Source organism: Lachnospira intestinalis, from assembly GCF_040095895.1.
Classification (GTDB): domain Bacteria; phylum Bacillota; class Clostridia; order Lachnospirales; family Lachnospiraceae; genus Lachnospira; species Lachnospira intestinalis.
In genome coordinates this window covers 260,623-281,106 of sequence record NZ_JBBMFS010000002.1, presented here as the reverse complement: position 1 = coordinate 281,106, position 20,484 = coordinate 260,623, and the positions used below count along the sequence as shown (strand labels likewise).

General features: G+C 41.3%; 26 protein-coding genes. 5 read left to right on the top strand and 21 right to left on the bottom strand.

The window, feature by feature from the left end:
• Positions 1–16 precede the first annotated feature (16 nt).
• Positions 17–1,123 carry a hypothetical protein gene (locus WMO37_RS03540; protein WP_349154314.1) on the bottom strand — a complete coding sequence of 369 codons (1,107 nt, stop codon included), beginning with the start codon at positions 1,121–1,123 and terminating at the stop codon, positions 17–19.
• Between the two features lie 187 nt (positions 1,124–1,310).
• Between WMO37_RS03540 and WMO37_RS03535 the strand changes: the two genes are divergently transcribed.
• Positions 1,311–1,580: a helix-turn-helix domain-containing protein gene (locus WMO37_RS03535; protein WP_022432274.1), complete on the top strand. Its 270-nt coding sequence runs from the start codon at positions 1,311–1,313 to the stop codon at positions 1,578–1,580.
• A gap of 137 nt (positions 1,581–1,717) precedes the next feature.
• Here WMO37_RS03535 and WMO37_RS03530 read toward each other — a convergent pair whose 3' ends face one another.
• Both WMO37_RS03530 and WMO37_RS03525 read right to left on the bottom strand, forming a co-directional pair.
• Entirely contained in the window at positions 1,718–2,488 is a 771-nt protein-coding gene (locus tag WMO37_RS03530; protein ID WP_349154313.1) for an SHOCT domain-containing protein, read from the bottom strand.
• Between the two features lie 20 nt (positions 2,489–2,508).
• Positions 2,509–2,961: a zinc ribbon domain-containing protein gene (locus WMO37_RS03525; RefSeq protein WP_227089311.1), complete on the bottom strand. Its 453-nt coding sequence runs from the start codon at positions 2,959–2,961 to the stop codon at positions 2,509–2,511.
• 241 nt (positions 2,962–3,202) lie between these two features.
• On the opposite strand from WMO37_RS03525, the gene WMO37_RS03520 reads away from it, so the two are divergent.
• Positions 3,203–3,466 carry a type II toxin-antitoxin system prevent-host-death family antitoxin gene (locus tag WMO37_RS03520; RefSeq protein ID WP_349154312.1) on the top strand — a complete coding sequence of 88 codons (264 nt, stop codon included), beginning with the start codon at positions 3,203–3,205 and terminating at the stop codon, positions 3,464–3,466.
• A complete protein-coding gene (locus WMO37_RS03515) occupies positions 3,459–3,761 on the top strand; it encodes a type II toxin-antitoxin system RelE/ParE family toxin (protein WP_349154311.1) in 303 nt (100 codons plus the stop codon). Before WMO37_RS03520 ends, WMO37_RS03515 begins: the two co-directional genes overlap by 8 nt.
• Before the next feature lie 57 nt (positions 3,762–3,818).
• Here WMO37_RS03515 and WMO37_RS03510 read toward each other — a convergent pair whose 3' ends face one another.
• From WMO37_RS03510 to rsxC, 6 genes are read right to left on the bottom strand one after another with little or no spacing between them, the layout of a single operon-like run.
• Positions 3,819–4,610, bottom strand: coding sequence for an RnfABCDGE type electron transport complex subunit B (locus WMO37_RS03510; protein ID WP_022432279.1), 792 nt, complete (start codon positions 4,608–4,610; stop codon positions 3,819–3,821).
• A 12-nt stretch (positions 4,611–4,622) separates the two neighbouring features.
• Positions 4,623–5,195 carry an electron transport complex subunit RsxA gene (gene rsxA, locus WMO37_RS03505; protein WP_022432280.1) on the bottom strand — a complete coding sequence of 191 codons (573 nt, stop codon included), beginning with the start codon at positions 5,193–5,195 and terminating at the stop codon, positions 4,623–4,625.
• Between the two features lie 15 nt (positions 5,196–5,210).
• Positions 5,211–5,933: an electron transport complex subunit RsxE gene (gene rsxE, locus WMO37_RS03500; protein ID WP_349154310.1), complete on the bottom strand. Its 723-nt coding sequence runs from the start codon at positions 5,931–5,933 to the stop codon at positions 5,211–5,213.
• Complete coding sequence (locus WMO37_RS03495; RefSeq protein WP_022432282.1) at positions 5,926–6,594, bottom strand: RnfABCDGE type electron transport complex subunit G; 669 nt, start codon at positions 6,592–6,594, stop codon at positions 5,926–5,928. Before WMO37_RS03495 ends, rsxE begins: the two co-directional genes overlap by 8 nt.
• A gap of 2 nt (positions 6,595–6,596) precedes the next feature.
• Positions 6,597–7,553, bottom strand: a complete 957-nt coding sequence (locus WMO37_RS03490) for an RnfABCDGE type electron transport complex subunit D (RefSeq protein WP_349154309.1) — start codon at positions 7,551–7,553, stop codon at positions 6,597–6,599.
• A 17-nt stretch (positions 7,554–7,570) separates the two neighbouring features.
• Complete coding sequence (gene rsxC, locus WMO37_RS03485) at positions 7,571–8,890, bottom strand: electron transport complex subunit RsxC (RefSeq protein WP_022432284.1); 1,320 nt, start codon at positions 8,888–8,890, stop codon at positions 7,571–7,573.
• 245 nt (positions 8,891–9,135) lie between these two features.
• On the opposite strand from rsxC, the gene WMO37_RS03480 reads away from it, so the two are divergent.
• Positions 9,136–10,218, top strand: a complete 1,083-nt coding sequence (locus WMO37_RS03480) for a ribonuclease H-like domain-containing protein (RefSeq protein WP_349154308.1) — start codon at positions 9,136–9,138, stop codon at positions 10,216–10,218.
• A gap of 115 nt (positions 10,219–10,333) precedes the next feature.
• Here the strand turns inward: WMO37_RS03480 and WMO37_RS03475 are convergent, their stop codons facing one another.
• Positions 10,334–11,122, bottom strand: coding sequence for a CheR family methyltransferase (locus WMO37_RS03475; protein ID WP_022432286.1), 789 nt, complete (start codon positions 11,120–11,122; stop codon positions 10,334–10,336).
• 292 nt (positions 11,123–11,414) lie between these two features.
• Here WMO37_RS03475 and WMO37_RS03470 point away from each other — a divergent pair, with 292 nt between their 5' ends.
• Positions 11,415–12,170, top strand: coding sequence for a YlmH/Sll1252 family protein (locus WMO37_RS03470; protein WP_349154307.1), 756 nt, complete (start codon positions 11,415–11,417; stop codon positions 12,168–12,170).
• 136 nt (positions 12,171–12,306) lie between these two features.
• On the opposite strand, the gene WMO37_RS03465 is transcribed toward WMO37_RS03470, so the two are convergent.
• From WMO37_RS03465 to floA, 11 genes are all read right to left on the bottom strand, one after another.
• A complete protein-coding gene (locus WMO37_RS03465) occupies positions 12,307–12,567 on the bottom strand; it encodes a hypothetical protein (RefSeq protein ID WP_349154306.1) in 261 nt (86 codons plus the stop codon).
• A 30-nt stretch (positions 12,568–12,597) separates the two neighbouring features.
• Positions 12,598–12,789, bottom strand: coding sequence for a hypothetical protein (locus WMO37_RS03460; protein ID WP_227089304.1), 192 nt, complete (start codon positions 12,787–12,789; stop codon positions 12,598–12,600).
• A gap of 131 nt (positions 12,790–12,920) precedes the next feature.
• On the bottom strand, positions 12,921–13,388 hold the full coding sequence (locus WMO37_RS03455; RefSeq protein ID WP_349154305.1) for a hypothetical protein: 468 nt from the start codon (positions 13,386–13,388) through the stop codon (positions 12,921–12,923).
• Between the two features lie 111 nt (positions 13,389–13,499).
• Complete coding sequence (locus WMO37_RS03450; protein WP_349154304.1) at positions 13,500–13,784, bottom strand: hypothetical protein; 285 nt, start codon at positions 13,782–13,784, stop codon at positions 13,500–13,502.
• A gap of 343 nt (positions 13,785–14,127) precedes the next feature.
• Positions 14,128–15,210 (bottom strand): 30S ribosomal protein S1, encoded by a 1,083-nt coding sequence (rpsA, locus tag WMO37_RS03445; RefSeq protein WP_022432291.1) that lies wholly within the window; start codon positions 15,208–15,210, stop codon positions 14,128–14,130.
• On the bottom strand, positions 15,191–16,039 hold the full coding sequence (ispH, locus tag WMO37_RS03440; RefSeq protein WP_227089302.1) for a 4-hydroxy-3-methylbut-2-enyl diphosphate reductase: 849 nt from the start codon (positions 16,037–16,039) through the stop codon (positions 15,191–15,193). Before ispH ends, rpsA begins: the two co-directional genes overlap by 20 nt.
• The gene (cmk, locus tag WMO37_RS03435) at positions 16,036–16,707 is read right to left on the bottom strand and encodes a (d)CMP kinase (protein WP_022432293.1); all 672 of its coding nucleotides are present in this window, start codon (positions 16,705–16,707) and stop codon (positions 16,036–16,038) included. Before cmk ends, ispH begins: the two co-directional genes overlap by 4 nt.
• Before the next feature lie 101 nt (positions 16,708–16,808).
• Positions 16,809–18,059, bottom strand: a complete 1,251-nt coding sequence (locus tag WMO37_RS03430; protein WP_227089301.1) for a BaiN/RdsA family NAD(P)/FAD-dependent oxidoreductase — start codon at positions 18,057–18,059, stop codon at positions 16,809–16,811.
• A gap of 141 nt (positions 18,060–18,200) precedes the next feature.
• Complete coding sequence (locus WMO37_RS03425; protein ID WP_227089300.1) at positions 18,201–19,106, bottom strand: LytR/AlgR family response regulator transcription factor; 906 nt, start codon at positions 19,104–19,106, stop codon at positions 18,201–18,203.
• A 13-nt stretch (positions 19,107–19,119) separates the two neighbouring features.
• The gene (locus tag WMO37_RS03420) at positions 19,120–19,500 is read right to left on the bottom strand and encodes a hypothetical protein (protein WP_227089299.1); all 381 of its coding nucleotides are present in this window, start codon (positions 19,498–19,500) and stop codon (positions 19,120–19,122) included.
• Complete coding sequence (gene floA / locus WMO37_RS03415) at positions 19,478–20,464, bottom strand: flotillin-like protein FloA (protein WP_022432297.1); 987 nt, start codon at positions 20,462–20,464, stop codon at positions 19,478–19,480. The genes WMO37_RS03420 and floA overlap by 23 nt, the downstream gene beginning before the upstream one ends.
• Between the last annotated feature and the right edge of the window lie 20 nt (positions 20,465–20,484).

Genomic DNA, 20,484 nt, shown 5'->3' with positions numbered 1-20,484 from the left:
ACAGTCATTACTGCACTTATCTGCACACAATATGCAGTCCATCTTTTAAAGAAATTCTATGATATTTATAACCATATTTATAATACAGCCAGTCACCTATAACATTAAATTTTTTGGAGTATCCATCTTGTACAAGCGGACACTTGTCTTCAAGAATATTTTCTATATAACCTCCAGATGTCAAATCACAATCTACAAGATATGCATCTTCATTCAACGTCGTATAGTATAAATGCCCCTTACATAACTGCCATGCTCCGATTTCTTCACGACGCGCCTGCATATCCAGTTCTTCAATCTTCATTTCCCCTGTTGAAAGATTCAGTTTCGCAAATTCAACCGTATCCTTCTTTTCATTCTGCGCTACGGTATACTGATACCCATCAAAAAATTCTGTAACTGCTTCTCTATACTGCTGACAATAATCTTCTAAACACGTATCTAACTTACTGTCTTTATCAAATTCATAAACCAACTTTATTTCGCTCGATAAAATATCGTATACATATTCTGCATGGTTCGCACAAAAATAAATCTTTGTTCCCAACAGTTTAAATGAATAACACCGCGTTACAATATTTCCATCTTCATAACGCACATATTTTGTTTTTTCTGTATTCAAGTCCTGATATATCAACTGTGATTTACCATTCACATAAACAATGTACTGTTCATCACACTGCGGATACACCACACGTTTCGAATCACAACCAACCGCTCCAAGCATCGCATCAATATATGTCTTTTCATATGTTTTCACATCACAAACATAAATTTTCTCTTTTGAAAAAGAATTCCGACAAAACAAATAAATTTTATTCTCATATCCGCATATATTATTTTTCCAACTATAATCAGAAGACATGGGAGTTACAGTTACACGATGAAAAAGTCCATACATTCCATTTGATTGTTTTTCATCTGTTTTTTCTTTATCTGTTTTTTCTTCAATCCCACTATTACCTAATTTAAACTCTTTACATACTCCGTCTTCCTTTGAAACAATATACAATATTTCTTTTTCTTCATCTACTGTCACTACAACATCATCCAGTACTACCAGTGGTTCATGCATTTTTAACACATCTGCACATTTTTCTGAAATTCCTTTTAAATTACTCATACTTTCTCCATTCCGGGATTCTTTTGCTTTCCCTGTAAATTTTTTCACACCATTCGTATAAACCACAGCATAGAGCATACATATACCCTTATTAAAATATACCACACATACAAGAATCTGACAATAATATCCCAATCAAAATATAATAATAAGTTGGAGTAATATAATTTAATCAGGAGGTGTTGGCATGCCGAAAAAAGAAAATCCTTTGCGACAGCTTCCTGCCAGTTCAGACGAGTATGGTACTTTTAAGATTCATCTGGCAGAACTGATGGAACAGCGCGGCGTTTCCATGAACCAGCTTTCCTTCCGGACGGAGATGCAGCGCACGCAGCTTCGCAATTACCGGGATGAAAAGGTTCAGCGGCTTGATATTGATATTCTGAAACGTCTTTGTTATGTACTCGAATGTGATTTGAACGAACTCATCGAATACATTCCGCCAAAAGAAATCTAATCTCTTGTCTGTGATTTATACTTGACCATACAATAACACATACGGCGGACAACTATTTGTCCGTGTAAACCAAAAAGGTAGTTTTTGTATCCAAAATGATTACAAAAACTACCTCTTTTTCTGTCAGACTGCATTTTCTACAGCTTCGCCAGCAGTTCCGACTTCTTCTGCTGATATTCTTCTTCGCTTAAAATACCTTTTTCCTTTAATCCGGCAAGTTTTTCAATCTGCTCAAGAATTACATCACCGTTTGCTGCCTGTGTTTCTCCTGCCTGCATGCCGGACATCTGCTGTCCCTGCATATTCTGTGCCGCATTACGGTTTCCTGCAAATTTCTTTAAAATGCCGTTCTGACGTAAAACGTCCATAAATTCCACACATTTTTTTGCCTGACCGTAAATACTGATTCCCGTCAGCATTTCCAGCCGGATAAACTGCTCGTTGCCGTCCGAATCTTCATATTCGATTTCAATGTTGTTTTTCTGCTCCATTGCTTTCATATCCGAATCGCTGGAACTGAGCAGCCACTCTGTATTGCTGATTTTACGCTCTACAATTTCAAGTGACTTGATTTTGGCATATGGAATCGCCATTTCTTCAAACCAGTCATTTGTGCCGATGGTTGGTTTTAAATAAAAGCACTCCTCCATAATATTCAATCCGATTTCTCCGGACTGCTGTTTCGGATATTTGGCAAGTCCGCCTTTATAAGCGACACCGTAGCGCGTGATTGCGCCCTCAACCGGCTGTTTCATTTTCTTTGTTTCTTCGCTGAATTTTTTCATTTCACCTGCTGACTCTGCAAATGAACCTGCCACTTTACCTGTAATATTCTTTGTCGCATTTTTTGTTGTATTGATGGCATCTGCCAGTTTATCCGAATCAAATACTCCGCTGAAAAATCCCATGGTCTTTTCCCCTTTCATCTTTAATAATAATCGTTGTACATCGATTCAACTTCCCTGTATGTATCCGTAACAATCCAGCGATAACTTCCAATAACCGCCATCAACGGAAGAATTGCTACCACCAGAAACATCAGCCCCATGCCTTTAAAATTTTCTTTAGAAAGGCACTTCTTTGCAAAAGGCACTATTGTTTCCGGGCGGAATTCGGGGTCTTTTCTTAATTCATTGAATGACAATGCAAATGCAATCAGATAAATAATCATGCCGACCAATGCACTCACCTCAAACATAATAAAGATTCCCACCAGTGTAATAATCACACTGGTAATGGCTATCGCCTGATTATCCCTTTTGACTTCCGTGCTGTCTTTCTTTTTCGGCTTTGCCGCCTGCGGCGTAATAACCGCACCGCAGTGCGTACACACATTCAAACCATCTGCTACATTTCCCTTACACTTTGGACAAATTTTCATATTCCTCTCCATTCCGCAGGCTTTTTAATGCCTGCTGCTGTTTTTTTCGTGCTGTTTTCCGGACGTCCGAATCGCCTTTCCTTGAATTCTTTTGTATTCTATCACAGCACCCCGTCAGCATTTTGTCCGTGTAAAATAAAAATCCTGCCAATATCATCTTCCGCTATTAAAATCGCAGATATTTCCATGTGACAATGTGACATAATTATGCTATAATAACGAAAAGAAAGGAGTTGATATTATGCCAATTATAATGCCAATCCGGGATTTGAGAAATACCAGTGAAATATCAGAAATAGCTCATAAAGAACAAGAACCTATTTTCATTACCAAAAATGGATATAGTGATTTAGTGGTTATGAGCAGTGAACTATATGATGAATTTGCCGGAGTAAACCGTATTGATCAGGCAATTTACGAATCAGAACTTGAGACTGCTAATGGTTTTGAACCTGTAGATGCAGAAGAAGTTTTTTCAGAATTGGAGAAGAAATATTTTGGATAAATATAAAGTAAAAATCAATCATAGAGCGATTCGTGAATTAAACGCTATCTATGATTACATTGCAAAAGAAAAATTATCTCCCGAATATGCTAAAAGGCAGGCCGACAGAATCAAATCTGCTATTTTAGATTTAAGCACATTTCCTCAATCTCATCAAGAACGTAATACCGGCAAATACGCCGGCAAAGGATATCGTCAATTATTAATTGATAACTATGTTGCCGTATTTAAAATTGATGATTCCAATAAAACCGTCAATATCGTTACCATACAATATCAAAGACGAAATTTATAAAAAACCGGAGAACCACAGAATCTTTCTGTAGTCCTCCGGTTTTTATAGTATTTCTGATTAATGAAGATGAATAATCTTCTTCGGGCACTTTTCGGCACATTTGCCGCAGCCTGTACATTTTTCATAATCAATGTGTGCAATGTTGTTTTCAACGGTGATTGCACCGAATTCACACTGCTTTGTACAAAGCATACATCCGATACAGCCTGTTGAACATACTGGCATTACATCTTTACCCTTATCCTTGGAAGCACACTTTACAGTATACTTGCTTTCGTACGGAATGAGTTCAATTAAATGTCTAGGACATGTTGCAACACACTTACCGCATGCCTTACATTTTTCCTTATCGACTACCGCAATACCGTTTACAACGTGGATTGCATCAAACGGACATGCCTTGACACAAGAACCGTATCCCATACAGCCGTATGTACATGCCTTTGAACCGCCGTTTGGCGCAAATGGCATTACCGTACATTCTTCTACGCCGGAATACTTGTAATTTTCCTTTGCCTTTTCGCAGTCACCCGCACATTTTACAAATGCTGTCATTCTGGTAGATTCACCAACCTCAGCACCCATAATTGCCGCAATCTTTTCGGCAACCGGTTCACCACCGACCGGACAGGCACCTACCGGTGCTTCTCCTGCTGCGATTGCCTTTGCAAGGGCATCACAGCCTGCGTAACCGCAACCGCCGCAGTTATTACCCGGAAGTTCTGCTCTGACATCAATTTCTTTCTGGTCTACTTCTACTGCAAACTTCTTACCCATTACACCGAGGAAAAGTCCCAGTATCAAACCTGTAAGGCTGACAACTACAGCCGCTATAATAATACCTGTCATTTTCTTTTCCTCCTATAAGATTCCTGCGAATCCAAAGAATGCAATAGACATCAGGCCTGCTGTTAATAATACAATCGGCATACCCTGAAAACTCTCTGGAACATCATTAAATTCAATTCTTTCACGAATACCTGCCATGATGACAATTGCAATCGTAAAACCTACTGCTGTACCGAAACCAGCTACAACAGATTCAATGAAATTGTAACCGTTCTGTACATTTGTTAAAGCAATACCCAGTACGGCACAGTTTGTTGTAATTAAAGGAAGGTATACACCAAGTGCTTCATAAAGCGCCGGAGAAGTCTTCTTTAAGAACATTTCTACAAACTGAACAAGTGCTGCGATAACAAGAATGAACACGATTGTATTCAGATATGTTAAATCGAGCGGTACTAAGATAAAATCGTAAATCAAGCTGCAGATTGCTGATGAAATTGTGATAACACCGATAACGGCACCACCCATGCCTGCGGCTGTGTTAATCTTTTTTGATACACCAAGGAAAGGACACAGACCGAGGAACTGGCTTAATACAACGTTATTAACCAGTGCAGCACCAATCGCAATAATTAATAAATTCATATTTTCTTTCCTCCCTTATGCCTGCTTCTTTTCTTCTGCAAATGCCTTGCCGCCGCACATTGTGTTGGCGCAGGAATCACAGCTGCCGTCTTTTGAGCAGTAATCCGGTACCTGTGCCGGTTCCATGCCGTGCTTTGCCTTAATCTTGTTCATAATCGCAATACACATTGCCAGTACGAAGAAGGCACCCGGTGCAAGGATAAAGATACTTGCCGGTGTATACACGCTTTCAGGAATTGTAACAAGTGCTGAGCTGCCTGTGCTTAAAATGGTTCCGGCACCAATCAGCTCTCTGACAGCACCAAGAATTGTAATCGCACAGGTAAAACCAAGTCCCATGCCGAGTCCGTCAAATGCAGACGGCAGAACCGGATTTTTAGAAGCGTAAGCTTCCGCACGTCCTAAAATAATACAGTTTACAACAATCAAAGGAATATAAATTCCCAGTGAATCATAAAGGGATGGCAGATAGCCCTGCATTAAGAACTGTACCATTGTTACAAATGAAGCAACGATAACGATAAATGCCGGCATTCTGACACCGTCCGGAATTACTTTTCTAAGTAATGAAATCATAAGGTTTGACATTACCAGTACGACAGTAGAGGAAAGTCCCATACCGATACCGTTAATTGCCGATGTTGTAACGGCAAGTGTCGGACACATACCCAGTGTTAAAACAAATGTCGGATTTTCTTTAATCAAACCATTATAAAGTCTTTCAACGCATTTATTCAACTGAAACACCTCCTACTGTTACAGCTTTTGCTGCATAAATTTCTTTGTAAGCAATTAAAGCGGAGTTGACACCACGTAAAACTGCCTTTGATGTTACAGTAGAACCACTGATTGCATCAATCTTTTCATCTCCTGCGGCAGCACCGGAACCATCCTTTACAAGTACGAACTTGTCTGTATTGGCACTCTTAAACTGCGCGAGGAAATCCGGGCTTGTCTTTACACGCATACCAAGACCGGCTGTTTCTGAAATCGACAGAATTGATGTTCCGAGGTATGTACCGTCCGCACCGACGCCGACAGAAAACTTAATATCTCCGCCGTAGCCGTCACCTGCTACAACTGTTACAACAAGACCGATAACCTTACCGTCCTTGACACCTGCAACAACCTCTGTGATTTCATCTGCTGTGTAATTTTCAGCATCTGCCTGTAAGGCAGCTGCAAATGTTGCTGTAATATTGGCTTCTGAATAAGCATCGCCGCTTAATGCTTCAAAGCTGTCGGCATCTGCCATAACTTCTTTATAAGCTTCCTGCTTTGCCTTTTCATTCTGTGCCGCAATCGGGTCTTTGGTAATGTCATAGACAAAACCGAGAAGCACTCCTGCTACCAGCGTAATTGCAAACAGAATTAACGCATCTTTTACAATTTTATTCATAATCAGGCTGCCTCCTTTTCCGGTTTTTTCTTACCAAATGACTTTGGAACCGTTACCTTTTCAATTAACGGTACTAACAGGTTCGAGAAGATAATTGCATAAGAAACACCTTCTGCTGAACCGCCGAACATTCTGAAGATGAATGTTAAAAGTCCTAAAATCACACCAAATACAAGCTTTCCGTTTGGTGTAATCGGTGATGTTACATAGTCGGTTGCCATAAAGAATGCACCGAGGATTAAACCACCGCCGCAAATCTGTTCTGCTGTATACAGCACATCAAACTGATGTCCCGGAGCAAACAGGAAAATTAAAACGGCAAAGGTTAAAATGTAGGCTGCCGGTATTCTGATAGAAATAACCTTGCGCACTAACAGATAAACCGCACCGATTAACAAGAATAATACGGATGTTTCACCGATTACACCGCCTGTTCTACCGATAAACATATCAAGCAGCTTCACTGCGCCTTCTGCTTCTCCGCCCGGCTTTAAGACTGCCAGTGGTGTAGCGCCTGCAACACCGTCATAAACGAACTTTGTCATAGGACCTGTATAAGCAATTAAAAGGAAACATCTTGCTGCAAGCGCCGGGTTCATGAAGTTCTGACCCAGACCGCCAAATAACTGTTTTACAATAATAATCGCGAAAAGACATCCGACAATTTCATAACCAATGTTTAATGTCGGTGGTACATTTAACGCAATTAAAAGACCTGTAACCGCAGCACTTAAATCGCTGATAGTTACTTTTTTGTGCATAAAATACTGGTATGCTCCTTCTGCTGCCACACAGACTGCAATGCCGATGACAATACGAAGCAGTGCGCCCAGTCCAAAATTATAAATTCCAAATATACTTGCAGGTGTCAGTGCAATCAGAACGTCACGCATGATTGTCTGTGTCGTATCCTTGCTTCGTACATGAGGATTTGTCGATACATTAAATAAATCGCTCACCTGTTTTGTCCACCTTTCTACTTCTTTCTTCTGTTTGCCATGATGGTTCTTCTCATGGACTTAATCTGCTGTGTTAATGGACGTTTGGCCGGACAGACATATGAACAGCTGCCACATTCCACACATTCCATACCGTCAAACTTCAAGAAGCCTGCTTCGTCATTTCTGCTTGCAAATCCCGCAAGCTTGGCAGGAAGCAGATGGCTTGGACATCCGTCACCGCAGCGTCCGCAGCGGATACATGCCGATGTTTCAAGCTTTGAAACAACATCTTCCTTGAATACTAAAAGGGAAGAACTGCCCTTTACAACCGGCACGTCTAAGCTGTACATCGCAAAGCCCATCATCGGACCGCCTGAAATGTACTTTTCCGGTTCGCCGACAGGACCGCCTGCCGCTTCTAAAAGCTGTCTGTAATTGGTTCCGAGCCATACATAGAAGTTACCCGGTTCTTTTACGCCGTCACCAGTTACGGTTACAATTCGCTTTGTCAGCGGCTTTCCTTCGATAACTGCCATATAGATAGAGTAAATCGTATCGACATTATGTACGATACAACCCGCATCTGCCGGTAACATAGAGGAGTTAATGCTTCTGCCTGTTGTTGCATAAATCAGACAGCGCTCACCACCCTGCGGATACTTTGTCTTTAATTCCTTGACTTCAATATCCGGCTCATTCGCAGTCTTTTCCTTCATAATTCTGATAGCTTCCGGCTTATTATCTTCAATACCGATAATACCCTTTGCATGGTCGAACAGCTTTAAGGCAACCTTTAAGCCCATAACAACCTTATCAGATTCTTCTAACAGTCTGCGGTAATCGGAAGTAAGATACGGTTCACATTCTGCACCGTTTACAATGATGTAATCGATGTTCTCAGGATTCTTCGGTGTCAGCTTGACATTTGTCGGGAAGCCTGCACCGCCCATACCTACAACACCTGCCGCCTTGATTCTTTCGCGGATTTCATCTCTTGAAAGGTCTTCAAGCTTTGCCGGTGTATATTCTACTTCTTTGTACTCACCATCATTTTCAATGATGATTGCATTGCACTTGCCGCCTGTTGCAAGTGTTCTTGGTTCGATTGCTTTTACAGTACCTGAAACGGACGAATGAATATTTGCCGAAACAAATCCACCCGCTTCTGCAATCAACTGTCCTGCAAGTACATAGTCGCCTTTTGCTACGACAGGAACTGCAGGTGCACCGATGTGCTGTGAAAGTGGGAATACCATCTCACCCTGTGCAGGGAATAATTCTTTTACAGGTTTATCCTTAGAAAATTCCTTACCATCATAAGGGTGTACTCCACCTTTAAATGTACACTTTCCCATGACATAAATCTCCTTATAAATTTAATCTTACATTGTATTTTATCGCAAAATCGACAAAAAATCTACTTTTTTTTGTGTATATATTAATATATAATAAACAAAAGCTGATACATTTTTAACATTTCATGACATATTTTTAACAGTATCTGATATTTTTTTAACAGTTTTTCACAAAAACAGGAGTTTGTGCAAAAAACCTGCTTTTTACCGGTTTTATACAGCAGACTCCGGAAATGAGGTTTACAATGAAAGTGCTTACATCTACAATCCCTGCTACTGCCGCACCGTCACAGACTGCGGCGCTTTTATGTGCCTGTTTTCATACCGCGCACGCCGCAGGAGATTTTATATTTTTTGATATTGAAACAACCGGACTGTCCGCAGACAATTCAATGTGCTGGCTGATTGGCACTCTGGTTTTACAGGATGATTCCCTGATTCTGACACAGTATTTTGCAGATTCACCGTCCGATGAAAAAGAACTGATGGAACAATTTTTAGGAACACTTTCCGCCACAAGCTGTCTGGTGCATTTTAACGGCACACGCTTTGATATCCCGTTCTTACAGGAACGCGCGGCTCTTTTAGAATGTGATGCACAGCTTGCTGCAAAGCTTACAGACTGTGACAGCATTGACATTTTTAAAATGATAAAATCTTATGACAGCCTGCTTCATCTGACCAATTATAAGCAGAAAACCATTGAAAGTTTTTTGAATTTTCCACGCACGGATAAATTAGACGGCAAAAAGCTGATTGCCCTGTACAAATCCTACGTACTCTCTAAAGATACCGATTCTGAACGGCTGTTACTTTTACACAACAGCGACGACCTTGCCGGACTGCATGAAATCTGTGCCGTCCTCGCCTACGGACAGCTTTACGATACCGCCTTAAAAAAGGATTCTGTAGATAGTTTTAAAAAAGTTTTTGAAAATATTTCAATGGAGTTCAACTACGCCTCTGATTATGAAGGGAATGAAATTACCGAACTGATTTTAGAAACCGCGCCGGTTTTTCCTTTTCCAAAGGCACTCGACTGTAAACAGCCGGACGGATACTGCAAGATTTTCCCGGATAAACTGCGCCTGTGCGTTCCGGTTGTCAATGACCGTGTCAAGTTATTTTACAAAGATTATAAGAATTATTACTATCTGCCGGAGCAGAACTGCGCCATACATAAAAGCGTTGCCGCCTACGTGGACAAATCCAGACGCACCGCCGCAACTAAAAACACCTGCTATACATGGGTTGAGCCGCACACCCTAAACACCCCTGTCGCACTGTATCACTTTCTGACTGCCTATTTATGGCATTTGTTACAATAAATCTATGAAATCAGCCGGACGAAAATCCCGCCCGGCTGATTTATTGTTTATATTGATTTTGTGATATTTGCTCTCATCAGAAAACAAATACCTACAGCTTGTACACATTTAACGTTTAGATGCCCTGTACCTTCCGGTAGAAGAACAGTTTATCAAAGGTGTATCCCAAATCCTTGTGATTGATAATCTGTTCTGTGTTACCTACAAACAGACAGCCGTCATTAACTAATGCACGATTGAAGTTCTTATAAATATCCAGTTTTGCTTCTTCTGTAAAATAAATCATAACATTTCTGCATACAATCAGATGGCAGCCGGTCGGATACTTATCCTTTAACAAATCCGCCTTTTTAAATTCTACACACCGCTTGATGTCATCCGAAATCTTGTAATAACGGTCGCCCATTTTCTCAAAGTATTTCTTTTTATATTCATCCGGCAGTCCGTTCAGGCTGTTCGCACCGTATACGCCGTCCTTTGCCTTTGCAAGTACCTGCTCATCAATATCGGTTGCGTAAATATGGATCTTGTTCATCGGCACTTTCTTTGCCATGACCATTGCAAGGGAATACGGCTCATCCCCTGTGGAGCATGCCGCACTCCATATTTTTAAATTTTCCCCGAACTTGCTGATTAAGTCGGGTAATATTACATCTTCCAGCGTCTTCCAAAGCGCCGGATTGCGGTAAAATTCAGATACATTAATCGTAATATAATTGATGAATTCTTCCATCAGCTTTTTGTCTTTTTTAATGGCCTGACTGTAACTGTCGTAGCCGTCATACTTATTTCTACTAATCAGCGTATCAATACGGCGCTTCATCTGACGTTCCTTATAGGCATTTAAATCAATCGTTGTGCTTTGCAAAATAAATTTTTTAAAGTCTTCATAATCTTTAATCATGTTGCCCTCTTTCCTGCAAATCTTGTGACTTCTGCCAATCATCCAGTGCAGCATGTCTATCTTGCATATGTATTGCATATATTTTACCACATTTCACCATGAAAATCTTCCTTATTTTGAAATTATTTGAAACTTTTTAAAAAATTCTTTACAAAATATGTTATACTTTTGGCACGCACCGGCGCCGCCATATCTGAATCATGCAGTCTTATGCGCAGCCGGGGTCTGATTTTATAAAATGCCTTAAAAATCCTGAAATAAAACTAAAATAAATACGAACAGGAGAAACAATATGGACGAAGAAATTCTTTTAAAACGCAGACTCATTGATACCGCCAATAAGGCTTACCGTCAGAATATCTATACCTATACTAATTTTTTAAGCATGTCTGAGCTGGACACGTATTACCGGACACTGCCCGAACTATCCTTTATCCACTCGGAAGCCTTTGGTGGCAGTGTTTCCTGTGAGCGGCAGATTGTACGTTTCGGAAGCCCGGACGACTTTGGATTTGACGAACCGTATCCGATTGACTGTATCAAAATCTCGCCCCTGCTCCGCAAATTTGCCGATGACCTTACCCACCGCGATTTTTTAGGGGCTATTTTAAATCTGGGCATTGAACGCAGCCTCATCGGCGACATTCTGATTCGTGACAATGTAGGGTATCTGTTCTGCCTGTCCCACATCAGCACATTTATTATGGAAAACCTTATCAAAATCAAACACACCAATGTAAAATGTGAACCTGCCGCACCGGATACCGATGACTTTGCACCGGTTTTAGAAGACCTTGAACTCATCTGTGCTTCTGCCCGCATTGATGCCGTCACTGCTTCAATCACCAAGCTTTCCCGCAGTAAATCGGTAGAGCTTTTCCGCACCCAGAAAATCTTTGTCAACGGAAAATGTATGGAAAACAACAGTTATGCGTTAAAACCGGACGATATTCTTGTTATCCGCGGCACAGGCAAGTTCATCTACAAGGGCTGTGGAAATGAAACACGAAAAGGCAGGATCTATGTCCGCCTGCAAAAATACGTGTGACATTCCCTGCCTGTATACTGTTTTATTATCCTGTTACTGCTTGTTCTTATTTTTGTTCAGACGCTTTGCGCCAATGCCTGCTGCCGTTACTGCAGACGATGCCATCAGCAGCAGACATGTCCAGATATTTGCAGTATCAGCAGTCTTCACCATTGTCCGTGTATACAATGCTTCCATCAAAATCCTGTGGTGCATTGACCACAATTTCATCAAACTGCGAGGTCAGTGATGTGCTTTTGAGTAAATCAAATCCATTGTCCGCGTCCATATCCACTGTAACATCTGTCGCAAATGCACCGTAGCCGTTTGAGGCTTCAAACAGATTTAATCTGCCCCAACCTTCTGCGCCCTTTGGCACAACCATTTCTTTTGTGGTATCTGCATTGTTGAGTTTCAAAGTGTTAAAGTTTAAACTTAGATTTTCTGACTACTTCTTATTTCTTCTGAATATAGAAAACAGCCCTTTTCTTTTAGGCTTTGTACGCAGTTCCTGCTCCCGCAGTGCTTCCATGCGTTCATCTGTGTGTTCATCTGTTTTCATATCGTCATAAATCTTGTCTTTAAACTGTAAACCGAGTGTTTCCATCATGCTGTCGCCGCCATTTAATTCTCCAAACATAATACCCTCCATTTCTGCCGCACCCCTGCGGCTGACCTGTCCATAAGCTGTTCTCCTGCTCTTATTCATTCCATTTTATTGACCATCTTTACTTTACCCTCATACTTCCTATATCTGCCTAAAATGCACTTTCACTTTTTCACACGATTACTTTGTTTCCGCAGATTATTTCTGTGTATCCGCTTTCCCTGCCGTATCACACCGATAAGACCAGCTCCCATAACTGCAATTTCAATGCCAAATCCCGTTATCCATACCCAGTCTGCCAGCAATGGAACTGCCTGTGAAAAGTCGTCCCCTGTATAATACATTTTCACGGTATCACCCTGGTCTTTGTAGATGATACTTTTCTTACAAACAGCAAACCTGCTTTTTCCTGCTTCAAAATACTGATATGCATTATGTCCTTCATAGTACTCTGCCGTAATACACGTTCCTTCCCGCAGGAGTTTTTCGGAAAACTGATACTCCCGGATTGTATCAACAAAGCACCACATTGCAATACCAATGATTATGATACTAAAAATCAGCCAGAATACTGCGTTCTTTCGTTCCGCTTTTTCTTCTCTTTTTACCAGCCAGCTTTCATAATCAGACATATCTGTCACCTCCTATTAAATGACCTCTTGTCAAGAATAAATTTCAACAAATCACCTCGTTGTCCTTCCTTTTAAACTTTAACACTGTGTACATAAAAGCATTCCTCTGTACTATTTTTTAATTTCCGAAAAATCTATAAAATTCTTACCACTATATTCTAATATGCCAAAACTTTGTTCATCATATTTATTATAAATCATTTCATTCACATCAAATTCTTTTATAGAATTATTGATTTTAAAAATAAAAACATGTCGTTTCTTTTTATCTAAAAAACTACCGCTCTTCTCTGCCAGTGCAAAATTAGAATAAGCACCACCATAATTTACCATTGAACTTTCCGTCTGTTCTAAAATACATTTTGATTCTAAAATAGCTTCTTTTTTCTTTTTCATATTAATGCACTCCCAACCTAAGTATTAAACAGTATTTAATATATTCTTACTTCGGACTATTCATCTGCCACCTCCTCACATTGATTTTTGCTTCTTTGCTTCTTTCCTTTGTTCTGTTTACAGTATATACCAAAATCAGCAAAAAAGAAGACATAATCACGCAATACCGCATCTTTGCCCCGCAACTGTCACTTTCAGGTGTGCAACTGTCAGAAAACAATAATTGTCCTTGTTTCCGGCAAAAAACTGACAAACAAGCCACGTAAAAAAGCTACCGCCGCCACATATGAAATGTGGCAGCGGCAGCTTCTATGAATATAGACTGTCTGATGACCGTTCTAAATTATTCTTCTGTTGATTCTTCCTGAGCGTTATCTGATGCAAGAGCCTTCATGCTGAGACTGATCTTCTTTTCAGCTTCGTTCATGTCAACAACCTTTGCTTCGATTTCCTGACCGATTGAAAGAACATCTGAAGGCTTTTCAATATGTTCCTTCGCAATCTGTGAAACATGAAGTAATGCGTCAACACCTTCTTCAAGCTGTACGAATGCACCAAAATCTGTCATTCTTGCAACTTTACCCTTAACAACGTTACCTACAGCATACTTTGTAGCTGCATCGTTCCAAGGATTAGAATCCGGATACTTCACACTTAAAGCAATCTTATTGCCGTTGATTTCCTTAATGAAGCACTTTACAGAATCGCCAACCTTGTATACTTTCTTAGGATTTTCTGTTCTGCCCCATGACATTTCTGAAATATGAAGAAGTCCGTCAACACCGCCGAGGTCGATAAATGCACCGAAGTCTGTTACATTCTTAACTGTTCCTTCGATTGTATCACCTTCGTGAATCTTTTCTAATAATTCCTTCTGTGCTGCTTCCTTCTGTGCAACGATTAACTGCTTGCAGTCACCGATGATTCTTCTTCTCTTTGGATTGTACTCTGTGATTACGAAAGAAACTTCCTTATCCTTGTATACAGATAAATCCTTTACATATGTGTCTGAAACAAGACTTGCCGGAATAAATACTCTTGCTTCGTCAATGACAACACCAAGACCGCCATTCATAACCTGACTTACTGTTGCTGTTAATACTGTCTGGTTTTCGAAAGCTTCTTCAAGCTTCTTATTACCGTTATCAGCTACAAGTCTTCTGTATGTTAATAATACCTGACCTTCGCCGTCGTTTACTTTAAGGACCTTAGCCTGCATTGTATCACCAACAGATACAACTGTTGTTAAGTCAATGCCCGGTGTAGATGAGTATTCATTACGTGTAATAATACCATCTGCCTTATAGCCGATGTTAAGGATGATCTGGTCTTCCTTAACGTCGATAACAGTACCGTCAACTACCTCTCCTGTATGTATTGTCTTAAATGTTTCATCTAACATCTCTTCAAAGCTCTGTTCTGACATTAGTGTAAACCTCCTGAATAATATTGTTTGGGGTCGATGCCCCTGCTGTAATACCTATGCAGTCTGCCTTGCCCAAACTTGTCATGTCAAGGTCATTAAGCGTCTGAATGTAATATGTATCTTTACACTCGTTCTTACAGATTTCATACAGTTTTCGCGTATTGGAACTGCTGCTGCCTCCGACTACTATCATTGCATCAACACGCTTCGCTATCTCCCGTGCTTCTGTCTGACGTTCCTCAGTTGCATTACAAATTGTATTACGAATAATAATATTGTACCCCTTTTCGGATATAATTTCAACTAATTCTTTAAATTTATTGTAATTAAATGTCGTCTGGGATACGATACACACTTCCCGCTGTGGGTCTAATTGCAGATTTTGTGCCTTTTCTGCGGTATCAACCACATGTACTTGTGTTTTGGACCACCCCATAATTCCTTCGACTTCGGGGTGTTTTTCATTGCCGATAATAACAATCTGCTTGCCATTTGCACTTTCCTGCTTCACAATATTGTGAATTTTTAATACAAACGGACAGGTGGCATCTACAATTTCCACGCCTTTCTTCTGCAATGCTTCATAAACCGCACTGGATACTCCGTGTGAACGGATAATCACCGTTCCTTCTGTAATATCGTCTAATTCCTCCATTGTATTAATAACAAAGACGCCTTTTTTTTCTAAATCTTTAACAACTTCTTCATTATGAATAATCGGTCCAAATGTATAGACGTTTTTTTTGCCTGTCTGTTCATATACGGTATCCACCGCACGCTTTACACCAAAACAAAATCCTGCCGATTTTGCAAGAATCACTTCTTTCATGATGCCTTTTTCTCCTCAATAATCTGTGTAAGCTTTGCAACGACTTCTTCGATATTCATATCGGATGTATCCACCAGTATTGCATCTTCTGCCTGCTTTAACGGGGAAATTTCACGGTGCATGTCAGCATAGTCACGGCTTTCGATATCTGCCGCAATTTCTTCCAGATTACACTGCTCACCTTTCTGTGTAAGCTCGTCAAATCTTCTTTTTGCACGTGCCTGTGTACTCGCTGTCAGATAAATTTTTACAAAAGCATCCGGAAGCACGGTCGTTCCAATGTCCCTGCCGTCCATAATGACATCGGTTGTCTTTGCCAGCTTTCGCTGTAAATCCACCAGCTTACTGCGCACTGCCGCATACTTTGATGTCTTTGAAGCCATTTTTCCTGTTTCTTCTGTGCGTAACAGTCCTGTGACATTGTCACCGTTTAAAATCACCTGCTGTACGCCGTCCATATATTCAATCGTAATGTCCACATTGGACACTGCCGCATTGATTTCACGCTCATCGTCCGGGTTGACGTGATTCTGCGTAAAATATACCGCCATTGCACGGTACATTGCGCCTGTATCCACATAAATATAATTCATCTTTGCCGCCAAAAGCTTGGCAATCGTACTTTTTCCTGCACCAGCAGGTCCGTCAATCGCTATTGATACTGCCATTTTTTCTCCATTCCATTACATTTATTGTAATATTTTATATTTTATATTTTATATTTAAAATATTTATAAATTTTTCGTCTTACTGCCATTTATCAAAACTTTTACGATAAATGTGCCGCCGCCGCATAGGCTGTTGACCACGCAATCTGCAAATTAAAACCGCCGGTTACGGCATCCACGTCTAAGACTTCACCCGCAAAATACACACCGGATACCAGCTTTGATTCCATCGTTGCCGGATTGACTTCTTTGACACTCACACCGCCCTGCGTGATAATGGCTTCCTGAAAGCCGCGCAGTCCCGTAAGGGTCAACTTGAAATTCTTTAACAGCGTAACCAGCCGCTGGCGTTCCTGCTTTGTGACCTCGTGGATTTTCTTGTCCGGTGGGATTTTACTTAATTCCACAACCACAGGAATCAGCTTCTTTGGCAATAGCTTATCCAGTGAATTTTTAAAGCTTTTATTCTTTGCTTCTTCAAAATCCCGCAGCACACGCTCGTCTAGCTGTGCTTCATCAAGTGCCGGTTTTAAATCTATCGTAAGTAAAAGATTTTTCTGGCGGATAACCTTTGCCGCATAACTGCTGGCACTAAGCACTGTCGGACCGCTCACGCCAAAGTGCGTAAAAAGCATTTCCCCAAAATCTGAGTAAATCTTTTTGCCGGTATCCGGATCTGAAATCGTCACCGCCACATTTTTAAGGCTGAGCCCCTGCAACTCGCGCTCCCATTCTTCTTTTACAATAAACGGCACCAGTGCCGGAAGAATCGGTGTCACTTCGTGTCCCAGTTCTTTTGCAAAACGGTAGCCGTCCCCGGTAGAGCCTGTAGACTGATAAGAATTACCGCCGGTCGCTATAATCAGCGCATTGCCCTGTACCATGCGCTTACTGCCTGTCACTGTATCTTTCACCCTCAGCCCTGTAAATCTGCCGTCCTTGTGGCACACCTGCACAACCTCAGTATTTAAATGAACCTCTACCGACAGCTTTTTCATCTCACGCTGTAATGCGCCGATGACATCTGAGGAATGGTCTGATTCCGGGAATACGCGGTTGCCGCGTTCAATTTTAAACGCCAGCCCCAGTTCATCAAAAAAGCCCATTGTATCATAATTGGAAAAGCCGTTGAACGCGCTGTATAAAAACTTGCGATTGGTGACGACACTGTTAAAAATATCCTCGGAATCGCCTGCATTCGTAAAATTACAACGGCCCTTTCCTGTAATAAACAGCTTCTTTCCAAGCTTTTCGTTTTTTTCAAATAAAATAACCTGATTTCCATTTCTTGCCGCCGTAATGGCAGCCATCATGCCGGCTGCACCGCCGCCGGCGATTAAACATTTTTTCATCTTTTTCATTCCTTTGCTGACTAAACAAGGCTATTGTATCATAAAGCGGAAAAGAAACCAACCCTAAACGCCACAACTTCCTGCAACATCTATGGATTTATAACGCAAAACAGATTTACGGAAAATGTGTACTGCCCCGTACTATCCGTAAATCTGTTTAATCTCCTCAAAATGTTCTTTTGTAATCAGCGCATCTTTTTGTGTTCCTTTGAATTTGACAACATACGTCCACCTGCCATACGGCTCAATGGATTTAATTTTTGAAACATTAATCAGATACGACTTGTGGCTTCTAAGGAAACCTGTGTCCGAAAGCTTTTCTTCCAGCTCGCTGATTGCCATGCTGGTCGTAAACGGTTCTGCATCTGCCGTATAAAGAATCGTGGCATTGTTCTCACGCTCTACAAAAATAATGTCGTCTTTATCAAAAAAACGCACGCTTTCTTTGCCCTTAATCAGGATTTTATCTTTCTCGTGAAGCTTCTCCCGCGCTTTTTCGGACGGTATATCTGCCTTTTTGGACCCGGACGGTACTTCTGACGGATTCTGATTCTGACAGATATTGATACTGTCCGTGTCACCTATGTTGTCTTTTACACTGCCGCCGTTATTATTACCGTTGCTATCATTTATATTGTTTACGGCGTCCATATCATTTTTACTGACGCCCTGATACTGACTTTCATAACTACGCTGTATCCGCTCCAGTGTATGCTGAATCCGTTCCATATCAAATGGCTTTACCAGATAGTCAAACGCATACAGTTCAAACGCATTGGACATATACTCCGAATATGCCGTTGCAAAAATGATTTTCGTATCCGGCGCAGACTGTGCAATTACCTTTGCACAGTCTATTCCGCTGCTGCCCTTAATCTCAATATCCATAAACACAACCTCAGGCTGCGTTTCGTGAAAAGCCAGCAGGGCATCTGTCATGCTGTCACATTCGCTGACAACACAAAATGCCGGATTCCGTTCTATGACCCTGCGCAAAATCAAGCGGATATGAGCCTCATCGTCTACAAGCATTACCTTGATTGCCATGTCATTTTCCCTTTCAAATCGTGTGTCTGTTTCTTCTGTGTCTTCTTTTACATACCGGTTCTGCAAGAATCTCGGATAATACAACTGCCTGTCTTAATACTTCTGTATCCATGCCGCCAGATATTCCCTCAAATCCTGTTTTACCTGCACGGTGCATATCCTGTGCACAGGACATGCCGTCCGGCATGGTATGAACTTCCTGCCGCGGCTGTGCCTGCTGCTGTGTGGATGGCAGCGGTGGAGCAGCAGACTGCCGGTTCCCCGGCTGTCCGCCAAGCTGTCTGACAACCTGTGCGCCTAACTGCCCGCCAAGTTCACTGCCTGCTGCTTTCAGTCTTGCTGCAATCGTCTTTTTTAACTGCTGCTGGCTGCTATAAGACATCTTTTGGTTCATGTGCATCACCCTCTAAAATGTTCTTTGCGTTCACATCTTCCCTTGCAATGTTTTCACGCATTTTTGTATCTGCCTTAATATTCTGCATATCATAGTAATCCATAATGCCTAACTTGCCCTCACGCAGTGCATAAGCCAGTGCCTTTGGTACTTCTGCTTCGGCTTCTACAACGTAAGCGCGCATTTCCTGTTCCTTTGCAACTGCCATTGCACGGCGTTCCTCTGCTTTTGCCTGTGCGATATTTTTGTCGGCCTCTGCCTGAAGACTCTGTAAATGTGCACCAATGTTTCGTCCGATGTCGACATCCGCAATGTCGATGGAAAGAATTTCAAATGCTGTTCCCGCATCCAATCCCTTTGATAATACCAGCTTTGAAATATCGTCCGGATTTTCAAGCACTCTCTTGTGTTCTGCTGCCGAACCTACCGTTGTAACAATACCTTCACCGATACGTGCGATAATCGTTGCTTCACCGGCACCGCCAACCAGACGTTCCAGATTTGTTCTTACGGTGACTCTGGCTTTTACAAGCAGTTCAATACCATCCTTTGCCACGGCTGAAATATTCGGTGTTTCAATCACTTTCGGATTAACGCTCATCTTTACGGCTTCTAAGACATTTCGTCCCGCAAGGTCGATTGCCGCCGCCTTTTCAAACGGTAAATCAATGCCTGCACGTTCTGCAGCAATCAGCGCATCAACAACGCCGTCTACGTTACCGCCTGCAAGGTAATGTGCTTCTAACTGGTTGACCTGTAATGCGATACCGGCTTTGGTTGCCTTAATCAGCGGAAGAATAATTCTTGCCGGAACAACACGTCTTAAACGCATACCAATCAGTGTGAAAATGCCAACCCGCACTCCGGATGCCATCGATGAAATCCACAGTCCCACCGGAACAAACGAGAAAAACATAATCAAAATAAATACTACTACTGCTGCAACAATAATCGGTCCTACCATAACCTTTAACCCCTTTCTGT